General features: G+C 58.5%; 6 protein-coding genes and 2 pseudogenes. 5 read left to right on the plus strand and 3 right to left on the minus strand.

Features of this window, described 5'->3' with window-relative positions; translation table 11 throughout:
* Positions 1-199 precede the first annotated feature (199 nt).
* Positions 200-400 (plus strand): aminotransferase class I/II-fold pyridoxal phosphate-dependent enzyme, encoded by a 201-nt coding sequence (locus HCN58_RS31025; protein WP_311966914.1) that lies wholly within the window; start codon positions 200-202, stop codon positions 398-400.
* On the opposite strand, the gene HCN58_RS31030 is transcribed toward HCN58_RS31025, so the two are convergent.
* Positions 352-849 (minus strand): hypothetical protein, encoded by a 498-nt coding sequence (locus HCN58_RS31030; protein ID WP_171583132.1) that lies wholly within the window; start codon positions 847-849, stop codon positions 352-354. The two genes, HCN58_RS31025 and HCN58_RS31030, sit on opposite strands and share 49 nt — an antisense overlap.
* Before the next feature lie 826 nt (positions 850-1,675).
* Here HCN58_RS31030 and HCN58_RS31035 point away from each other — a divergent pair.
* From HCN58_RS31035 to HCN58_RS31050, 4 genes and pseudogenes are all read left to right on the plus strand, one after another.
* On the plus strand, positions 1,676-2,485 hold the full coding sequence (locus HCN58_RS31035) for a radical SAM protein (protein WP_171583133.1): 810 nt from the start codon (positions 1,676-1,678) through the stop codon (positions 2,483-2,485).
* A 1-nt stretch (position 2,486) separates the two neighbouring features.
* Complete coding sequence (locus HCN58_RS31040) at positions 2,487-4,103, plus strand: NAD(P)/FAD-dependent oxidoreductase (RefSeq protein WP_235984037.1); 1,617 nt, start codon at positions 2,487-2,489, stop codon at positions 4,101-4,103.
* A 44-nt stretch (positions 4,104-4,147) separates the two neighbouring features.
* Complete coding sequence (locus tag HCN58_RS31045) at positions 4,148-4,537, plus strand: c-type cytochrome (RefSeq protein WP_171583135.1); 390 nt, start codon at positions 4,148-4,150, stop codon at positions 4,535-4,537.
* 440 nt (positions 4,538-4,977) lie between these two features.
* Positions 4,978-5,116, plus strand: a pseudogene (locus HCN58_RS31050) (transposase); the annotation flags it as partial.
* Positions 5,117-5,725: 609 nt separating this feature from the next.
* On the opposite strand, the gene HCN58_RS31060 reads toward HCN58_RS31050, so the two are convergent.
* Positions 5,726-8,875 (minus strand): amidohydrolase family protein, encoded by a 3,150-nt coding sequence (locus HCN58_RS31060; RefSeq protein WP_171583137.1) that lies wholly within the window; start codon positions 8,873-8,875, stop codon positions 5,726-5,728.
* Between the two features lie 1,248 nt (positions 8,876-10,123).
* Positions 10,124-10,476: pseudogene (locus HCN58_RS31065) on the minus strand (transposase); the annotation flags it as partial.

A 10,476-nucleotide genomic window follows, 5' to 3' on the forward strand; every position in this document is an offset into this window, starting at 1 on the left:
TCTTACTCGGCCAGACCTGTGCATGCTGCCGTATCTCGGCCCGACCTCTTATCTCCATGGCCACCTAGTCCCCAAAAAAGAGCTATTATCTTATTTCTCTCTCGGAGAAAGGCCGAAACGGACGATGATCCGTCTTTTTTGATTCGCCGCAATTAATCGCAACGTCAACCGCTACACTGACACGCTCGGTCTGATAGAGTTGCGACATGCGCTTTATCGCAAAATTTCTGCCGAGACCGCTCAACCCTGGTCGGCAGAAGAAATCGTGGTGACGAGCGGCGCCAAACAGGCGCTCTTCAATGTGGCCATGGTTATTCTGAATCCGGGCGACGAAGTGCTGATCCCCGCCCCCTACTGGACTGCTAGTAGCAAGCCGATCATCACCATCAAGACCGATTGAATGTTCAGTGTGTAGTAGTTGGGGGTGAGCAGCAACCAGATGTGAAAGGCGACTAATGCTAGGCTGGCAATCCCTGCCGATAGCACCGCCGCCCGCGGCCAGCACACTGTCCAGAGGCGCCGGTTCACAAGGAAGCTGAGAATCCAGCCCAGCGCCATGGTAAGCGTGACGTTCGCCATGCGAAGCACGGCGATGTCGCCACCCGCCCACTGATACGGCCAGTCAAAGACGAAGCCGAAAAGGGACGGTGGAATATTGATTGCGTAGGAGAACGGGTTCGCGATGACGTTGAGGTAGAAACCTTCGTCGGCGAGATTGAGACCGTGACTGCTGTAGTATAGCAGCCAAATGAAAAGGATTGCTGTGGTTACGGCGGACAGAACGAGCAAAGTCCGATCCAGCAAAACTGACAACGTGCTTCCGTTGGCAAAGTGGTTATCTCTTGACATAGGCCCCTTCCGCTAGCCTCGTAGAGGAGGCCCATCCCAATGGATATCAGTCTCGAGCGAACTTCTAATTGACCTGAGCCCTGCAATCTCCTCCAAGAATTGGTAGAGAATAACCTTGTGCAGCGAGACCGATACGGCTTGGGCGATGGCGGTGCTCCGATGAATGGCATCAGGCCGATGCTCGCCCTCAACGTCGGCATCAGCCTGTTGGCGCGCATCCTTGCTTTCGAATTCACTGGCTGGCGCGGCCCTGATTTTGGGGACCGCTTAATCGTCAAAAGTACGGTTCTCGTGAGGAGGGATAGAAGATGTCCGGAAATAAGCAGCAACCAGCTGGCAACCTATCCGACTGTATCGGGGCGAGACTCGGGCCTTCGAAGCGGTCGACGAGATAGGTGGAACCGGTCCTCTTTCTGCCCTACCTCATCTGTGACGACAGCATAACTCACTCCCTCAGGCACTTGGACAAATGGCGATCGATGTTGCTTCCGTCACCACTGCCGTACCGGGACCAAGCTAATCTGTCAGTGACTCCCGCAATCGCGCTCCCATCAGGGCCGGAAAGACCGGCTGCCGGCGCACCTGCTCCTCGCTATCGGCCGTGACTTGATCGGGCGTTCCAATTTCCTCACGCTGACAAGTCAGGGCGGACCGTTATTTCACACGCCCTTCGTGTCGTTGATGGGCAGACCCTGCTGATGTCTGGAACACGCCAAACTGTTTGAAGCGCGACATTGCGCTCATAAAAAGCCGTCGGCCTGCCGCGCGTGACGCTGGCCCGAATCCTGCTTTGTCCTCTGTCCAAGACAACAAACAGGAGGACGCTATGCCACGCGACAACCTGCTTCTCATTGTCTTCGACCACGTGAGAATTTGCGCGTCTCTTTACTGCAATCTTCATTGTGCACACTGCTATGTTCCCGAAGAATATCGAGATCAATACAAGAGGCTCATGGAGCCATCGCAGTTTTCTCTAGAAGAGATGATGACTCTTATCTGCAGATATTGCCTGAGGAAAGTCTCAGTGCCGGGTGGTGAGACGCCTTTCAACATCGTACTTCTAGGCGTAGTCGCGATAGTACATGCGAGCAAACAAGGCCTCCAGGTCCAATTGAACCCAGGAGGGCTCGGTCAGGTTCCAATTGCGGATGTCATCTCGATCTTCGACGATCGCGAGAGGCTCACATTCCAATTCCGCATTGATGGTGCAAACAGGGAAACCGACCGCTTCCGCGGCAGGCCGGGCGTTTACGCCTCCGTACTCCGCCAGATGTTTGGGGCAGTCAACGGCGGGGCGTTGGTGCGGGCTAGGATGACTGTCAATCGGCACAACCTCAGTGAGTCGCTGGACGCTTATCTGCTGCTCTCATCAATTGGCATCGATGCCTTCAGGATAAAGCCGATGTTCGCCTCCAGGCGTCGCATTCGACAACTCGGATGCTCTTTTGCCGCGCTACCATCGTTGCTGCCACCTTTGCCTCGAGCCCGATCTTCCTACAATGGCCGCCTGCCAGACCGCCGCCCGCTTGCGGAGCGAGGTAAGAGCTGCAACTCACCCGGCCTTGGTAAAGAGCTTCCGATCAACATCACGCGTTGTGCAGAGCAGCCTCACGTTTCCTTGGCAGATGCGGCGTGAGATGGGGGCGATCGAAGATCAGATGCAGGACGAGCGTCTCACGGTCCGGCGACGCGATCTGCTCTCGCTGATTGGCACGGTAGCCGGCAGTGCCGCAATGTATCACGCGATGACGGCGCTCGGTTTTGCCTCTGAATCTCGTTACACAGGCCCGATCCGGCTGGACGGTGATGTCAAAGGCGCCTCCGTGCTCATTCTTGGTGCAGGCCTCGCCGGCATGACGGCGGCGCTGGAGCTGCGCAAGGCCGGCTACAAGGTTCTGGTGCTGGAGTTCAACGACCGCCCCGGCGGGCGAAACTGGACGCTCCGCGGCGGCGATACTTTCGTCGAACTCGGCGGCTTCAAGCAGACCTGCGCCTTTGAGGACGGCCTTCATCTCGATCCGGGGCCGTGGCGGATTCCCTATCATCACCGCGCGCTGTTGGATTATTGCAAGCGGCTTAGGGTTGCACTCGAGCCCTTCATCCAGCTCAATCACAACGCGTATCTACACGCCTCGCCCGCCTTCGGCGGGGTGCCGCAGCGGATCCGCGCAGTGAAGGCCGATTTCCAGGGCCAGATTTCGGAACTGCTTGCGAAAGTCGCAACCCAAGGCAGATTGGATGAGGGTGTCTCCAAAGAGGACAAGGAAATCCTGCTGCTTGCGCTGAAATCCTGGGGCGCCCTCGATCGCGACTACAAATATAAAGCGAGCCTGATTGCCTCCGAGTATCGCGGCTATGCCAAGCCGCCCGGCGGTGGGCTGTCCGCTGCTCCCATGCCGAGCGAGCCGCTAGCGCTCTCGGATATCCTCAAGTCGCAGCTGTGGCGCCATTTTTGGCATTTCACTAACTACGAATTGCAGACCACGATGTTCCAGCCGGTCGGCGGGATGGACATGATCGGCAAGGCCTTCGCGCGAGAGGTCGGCGATCTCATCCGCTATGATGCAAAGGTCACGGAAATCTGGCAGAACGATAGCGGCGTCACTGTGACCTATGTGGACGCCAAAAATCCCACGCAGCCCCAAAAGGTCACTGCCGATTGGTGCCTGTGCACGATCCCGTTGTCGATCCTGAGCCAGTTGCCGATCAATGTCGGCGCCGCGATGAAGCAGGCGATAGATGCCGTGCCTTATGCGGCATCGGTGAAAGTCGGGCTGCAGTTTAAGCGCCGCTTCTGGGAGGAAGACGACGCGATCTATGGCGGCATCAGCTACACGGATTTGCCGATCCGCGAGATCGGCTATCCCAACACCGGCTACAACAAGAGCGGACGCGGCATCCTGCTCGGCGCTTATCTGTTCAAGAGCGCCAGTTCCTTCGAGTTCACTGCCATGCCGCCGGACGAGCGCGTGGCGCGCGCGGTCGAGTTTGGCGCGTACATCCATCCGCAATACAGGTCGGAGTTCGAGAACGGCATCGCGGTCGCCTGGCACCGGGTGCCATTCACGCTCGGCTGCGGCGGCGACTGGTCGGAGGAGACGCGCAAGCAGCACTATCGCAATCTGTGCGGGATCGACGGGCGCATTTTGCTCGCCGGCGAGCATGCGTCGGCGCTGCCGGCCTGGCAGGAGGGCGCAATCCTCTCCTCACTTGATGCCATCGCGCGGCTGCATGAGCGGGTGATCAAGCCATGAGGCGGGGGTACATCCGCGGCATCAAGCATGTCACCTTCGCGGCCATGGCCGCGCTGTTGTTGCAGTCGTCCTCTCCCGTGCTCGGGCAGAACGATCCGCCGGCGCTGAAGAGCCGCCACTTTTCCTCCCGCTATCGCTTTGTCGAGACGAGTGGCGAGCAGCTGTATATCAATGTGTGCCGCGGTTGCCACATGGTCGATGCGATGGGGGCGAGCGGTGCAGCCAGCTACCCGTCGCTAGTCGCCAACCGCAATCTCGAAGCGAGCTTTTATGCGATCGATGTCGTCCTCAACGGCCGCCGCGCCATGCCCTCCTTCGGCGAAATGATGAGCGACGATCAGATCGCCGCTGTCGTGAACTACCTGCGCACGCATTTCGGAAACAGCTACTCTGATGCAGTCATGGCGAGCGACGTGCAAGCGGCGCGAAGGTGAAGGCGCAAGACCACGATACCGAAACGACGTTCTCATCGCCCTACTTGTGGGCCCTTTATGGGTCAGGCCGCCGGGCTAGCCGGCGTACTTGGGGAAGTGGTCGACCAGTTATCCGGGAGCGGATTGTGGATGGCATCACTTGTTACGTACTGTCATTCGGCTCATACACGCCTTCTCCGGATACTTCGACAGAATCCAGGGTGCCACTTTCGCGTAGTATCAAACTTCGGGCAAGCCGTTCAGGAGCATCGGCGACCTCGGCATCAGTATGCGGACTTGGACTTCGAGCATCTTTACCCCGAGCGGCGGGCCAACTTCGCCGGGGCTGGTGACCTGGTCTCCTCCGGAATCTTGAGCCAGTCTGAGTGAATGCTTTCCGGTTATGATCGCCGTGGGAGGGGCTGTAGGGGACGAAAAAGTCGAAATTCACGGATCAGCAGATCGCCTTCGCCTTACAGCAGGCGGAAGGCGGGATTTCAGTTGCGGAGATCTGCCGCAAGGTCGGATCAGTCAGGCGACCTAATCAGCTGGAAGAAGAAGTATGACGGATTGCTGCCGACGGAAATGCTACGGTTGAAGTAGCTCGAGGAGGAGAACAGCAAGCGAAAGAAGCTGGTGGAGGGGCTGTCGCTCGACAATGGGCGCCGCAGAACGTGATCCGCCGAATGTATGGTCCGCGCTGTCAGGCTTCCATCCCACCACTGTTCGGGACGCTTCTTTTCAAAGAACTGCAGCAGCGTCTCTCGCCGAAGCCTGACACGCTGAACAATGTCACCAGAGCCATAAAGCCGACGATTCGATAACGTGGAAAAGGTTCTTTCCATATCAATTTCCAACTGCGCATTCGCGTGGTTGTCTCCGATCCATGAACCCGCCCTCCTTTGCTGATCTCCAGTATGCTCAGGGGGGACCGTTCCAGTAGTAATAAGCCCTGGCGGAAGCGCAACCTGATCGACGTGGGCCGCCGCGAGCCGCGCCGTTGAGAGACCAACCTCTTCCGGTGCGGTCGCTGCCGGAACTGTGATCGTGACGAATGCTGCGGATACGCTAGCAATCGTTGCAGTCGCGTGGATCCTCGCTGCAAGCAGCGCGAGGCCGTGAGCTACGGCAGGATTAGATTATGATTTCAGTCGCCGCAAACCCGACTGCCGCATCTAGTCATCAATTCCGCCGGCGAAATTTCAGCCCCTAACCCGTGCAGCGCAGCCGCGGCGTCGCCGTACAGCAGCAGCAGACCCTGCTGTTTTCAACGAATTCTTGGCCGTGCCACCAGAAACGCGCGTCGTTCAGCGCGGTCCGAACCGGCGGTAACGTCTCATTCCTTCCGTGCTGGCGAACCTGCACTGCAACGAACGGAGCCAGCAGATCCTCGACGCTCAAGACCTCGCCGTTCTTGACCACATGCTTGACATTTGCGGCATCCTCGATACGCAGCAGAGGATTTCCGTCGACGACGGCGACGTCGGCAAGCGCCCCCTCGGCGATGGTTCCCAACGGTTCGCCGAGAAATTCGCCGGGATACCGGGTTGCCGTCAACAGCGCTTCATATGGAGTCACACCGTAGCGGACCATGGCCCGAAGATTGAGATGCAAGCTGATGGCCAGGAAATCGATCGGTGCGTCGGTGCCGGTAATGATGCGGCCCCCATTGCGCAACAACTCTTTGATTTGCGCAACATTGCGTTCGAGCGCAGCCAGCGCGACAGGACGATCCGGCCCGGCCATCAGGCTAGCGCGTTCTTCAAGGCGTGCATACTCCCAGGCAGGATAGAACGTTTTTATCCGGATGTCGTCCATCCACGAACGATCCTCGCCCAGCAATGCGTTGGCGGTGAAGATGGTCGGCGTACGCGTGATGCCGCTATGGACGAATACACCGATTACATCCTGATAGGCGGCGCCCAATCGGCTCATGGTCCGCGAATAACCGAACCGGCTGGTGGCACCGAGATGCTCCACCGCGTCCACACCGAAAGCTGCGGCCGGATACTGGTAGTGCGACGTAACGTGAAGGCCGCGGGCATGCGCCCAGGCAATGACATCGCGTTGCAGCTCGGGCGCCAGCCGGACATAGGTCTTGACAAGGTCGTACGACAAGGCTTCCGCGCGTTGCAGTTCGAGCGCCAATTGCCCCTGCCCGGTGACCGGACGCATGAAATTATAGAAAATCCTGGAACCGTCGATGGCTTCCCCGGTTGCAAAATGGCGTGGCCCCACGCGTACCCCGGACTCGATGGATTCCCTGTCCTCGACCATGTGATACGCGGGCGCGCCGACGGAGCGGGTCGTCGTGATACCAAGCGAAAGCCACAGCCGCCCTTGCCGGTCGCCGTATGAATATCCCTGCATCTGCCGATGGGTGTGCATGTCCATCAAGCCGGGCATGGCTGTCGACCGACGAGCATCAACGATTCTGGCGTCGCCATAAGCATTGCCGTCCTGGGACACAATGCCGACGATTCTGTTCGAATGGATGACGATATCGACATTCTCACGAAGTTCCGGAGTGCGGCCATCCCATAAGCGCCCGACGCGGAGCACAGTCCGCCCCGCTGGTTTGGCCATCGCCCACTCCAACGAAAGCGGCACGCTGTGCGGCTGTCCACCCTCGGCCGCAAGTAAACGCAAACGTCCATTACATAGATAAAGCAGCGTCTTGGAGTCACCGCTCCAGCTCGGCGCGTCAGTGACCTCCGCATTGATCACACGTGGCGCGCCGGTCAGCCTACAGCGGGCATCGACTGGAGCGACCCACAGCACACTGGCCAGCACGAAAGCGATCTTAGTCCCATCAGGTGACCACACAGGGCCGTCGTCGCCGCGCGTGCTGAGCGATCGATGTGGAAGCGGAGATTGATATTCGACCTCGCCGGTCATCCGATCGACAGTGAGGATTTCGCTCAGCCCCTCGCGGTAGCTGGCCGAGTACGGCTTGAATGCTGCCAGGGCAATCGTCCTCCCATCAGGCCCCCAACTCGGCCTGCCCGGTTCCCATAAAGGACCATAGACTTTCTGGACGGCGCCGCTCTCGATCTGGATGGTATAAAGACTGCCGGCCTGGTCCAGAAAAGCGATCAATCTGCCGTCCCGCGACCATGAACCCGACACCGCAGCATCGGCCAAGTGCGTGAGTTGGCGATCCTCGCCGGTGTGCAGGTCGCGCAACCAGATGTCTAGCTTGCCGCCACGGTCACTCGAGTAAGACAGCCAACGACCGTCAGGCGACCATGCCGGGTCGGATTTATGAAATCCGTCGCGGCAAACCCGGCGCGGCCGGTCTCCGATCGTCATCGTCCAGATATCGTTGAGAGCGCGGAAAGCGATATTGCGGCCATCGGGCGACAATGCCGGGCTGCCGATACCGAGGACCGGACGTAATGCGACCGAATCGAAATCTCGGCGCACTTTCTTGTATCGCGGTTTGACGATTGCGAGCTGCGCGGAGAATTCAATAACGGAAGACTCCGCCGTTTCCAGGCGGCGCCGCCGGATCTTGCCGCCCGACGTGTATACGAACTCGCCGGTCGGCAACCATGATGCGCGAAACGGAAAAACGTCTTCGCCTTGAACGATAATACTCCGAGGCCGATGCAACTGCACTGTACCGTTATCGACGATCATGTAAGTGAGATCGCCGTCGGGAGACCAGGACGGGCTGTGAATCTCCTTAGGATTGAAAATGTTTCTGGAGTTGTAGACGGATGCAACGGTGGTCCGGTTACCCTGCTCGTCCACCACATCGAGCGATGATCTGTTCGTGACGAACGCGATCTTTCGTCCGTCCGGCGACCAGGCCGGCTCGGTTTCCTCGGCCGCGGTATCTACCAGCGATTCCACGGCGCCGGTATTTCTGTCAAGAGCGTAGATGCCGTAGCCTGTGCCGCGGTCGGACGAGAACGCGATGCGCCGCCCATCCGGAGAGTAGCTTGCTTCGCGACAATCGTAAGGACCGCGCGTGAGTTGTTTCAACTTGGTGCCATCGGCGGAAATTGTCCAAAGATGGAAATTTCCATCACGATAACATTGGAAAACGATCTCCGTCCCGTCCGGACACCAGTGCGGTTGCGCAATGTCGCCGAACTCGTCGGTCAGTCGTCGCGCAGCTCCGCCGCCGATATCGACAAGCCACAGGCTGCCGGCGAGATCGAATGCCACCGTTCGCCCGTCGGGCGAAACGGCAGCAGCGATGTTGGTTCCCTCCACAACGGTCGCGTAGTTTTGTTCGTCGGTCGAAGCGGACGTGGGGGCCAAAGAAGCGCCATAGGGGGCAAGTATCGCGCCGCCGCCGATCGACAGCAGGTTACGGCGACTGATACCCAGTCGTGGGGTTGCGGTCATTTTATGCTATGCTTCCCGATCGTGCACTTCACGGTGGGTCTTAAATGGGTATGACCAACGAGCTACGCCACCATTTTCGTCGTTCGATATCCGGAATCGATTGCGAGAGGCAATCAGATTTTTCGGTGGGCTTCCGACGCCGATGACATTCGGTAGGTCCTCGAAGGACAATTGTGACGGCTCCAACAAGCTCCTGTATTGATCTCGATACCCTTCGGGAAGACAGCGGTGTCTACAATGAAAGTTGTCGCAAAACGAAAATACACCTCTTGCGTGGTTGAACGTAATGGGAAGCGGGTACTCGAGTGGCATAGGATCCTCCTCCGTTCGCCGCGAGGGCGAAGCAGATTTCGGGCCAGTCCGCTTCCGAAAAACGCTCACGTACTTCGGAGACTCAATGTTGCGGTAGAGACAGCTCGGCCAGCTCCAGACATGCGATGCGTTTACTTCCAGACGGAAGCAGCTATCCCCGAACCTAAAATCGATTTACGGGTCCCGACACTCCCCCGACGGATATGACAGTAATCATTGCGGCATCGGGCGATAAGCATTTCATTTTTGCCGTGCCGACGCCGCGCAACCGGAACCGGCTCCCCGCTGGTGAGCAGAGCGCGGCCACCAATCTCCGATTGCTGGGCACAGTTTTCTACATATGAGCCTATCGAACTGGCCGCACTCTGATTTTCTCGTAGTCCTGATCTAGCAGGTATCGCTAGGCCGATGAGCTTGTGAGCGCTCACAGTCTGCGCTGCTCCGAGACTTTAATCCAGTGCCGCAGATTGAACGAGAGCTTCCGCATGCGCTTTTTAGTTTGCACAACAGGCAAACGAACATCGTGCAATTCTCAGCAGTTGCCCCGACTGTTGCAGATCTATACCGAGGTGCAACAATTTGCCCCGCGGTCAACTACCAGCGGTAGTAATTGATCCATGAGACAGAAATATGCCATGTGCTGGCTGTGATGAACGTTTGGCAGGTCAACGTACCCGCAAGGAGCCCATTTGTGCTTGGCAGCGCAGAAGCGGCGAACATCAGCGGATTGCCGCGAAGTCGGCCGCGCTGACTAAGGAGATTGTGGAGCTTTCGAACAGAAAATGGGCCGTGAGGCCATGCTGATCTTCGACGCAAGTGGAGAGCTTTGTAGGCAGATCACTCAAAGCGAGCAGTTTCCTCTTCACGTACACGGTGCCGTCCGGAATGTGGTTGAGATTCGTGCTGCACGATCTCCAGCAACTTGACGCTATCTGATTACGCGGCGAGGTCAATTGGCTGATCAATGGGCTTTGAGGCGAGCGTCTGCCAGCCGTCGACTTTGCGCATGTTGATCTGACCGGAGGCGAGCAGAGCCCAGAACAAGCATCGTTGCCGTGTCGGCCGATGGCAGCACAGCCTGCGTCTTGATCCGCCGCTTAAACTCCTTGTGCAGCCGCTCGATGGCGTTGGCGGTGCGCGCGCTCTTCCACTGGCTCGGCGGCAACCGCGTGAACGTGAAGAGACGGTCGCCGGCTTCTGCAGGCTGTCGGCGACGGCGCGATGCTTGAGCCGCCATTTGCGGATGAAGGCCTTGCGCCGCGCTTCGATCTCCTCGCGGGTCGCCCCAT

Origin of the sequence: Bradyrhizobium australiense, from assembly GCF_013114825.1 — a bacterium.
Lineage (GTDB): Bacteria > Pseudomonadota > Alphaproteobacteria > Rhizobiales > Xanthobacteraceae > Bradyrhizobium > Bradyrhizobium australiense.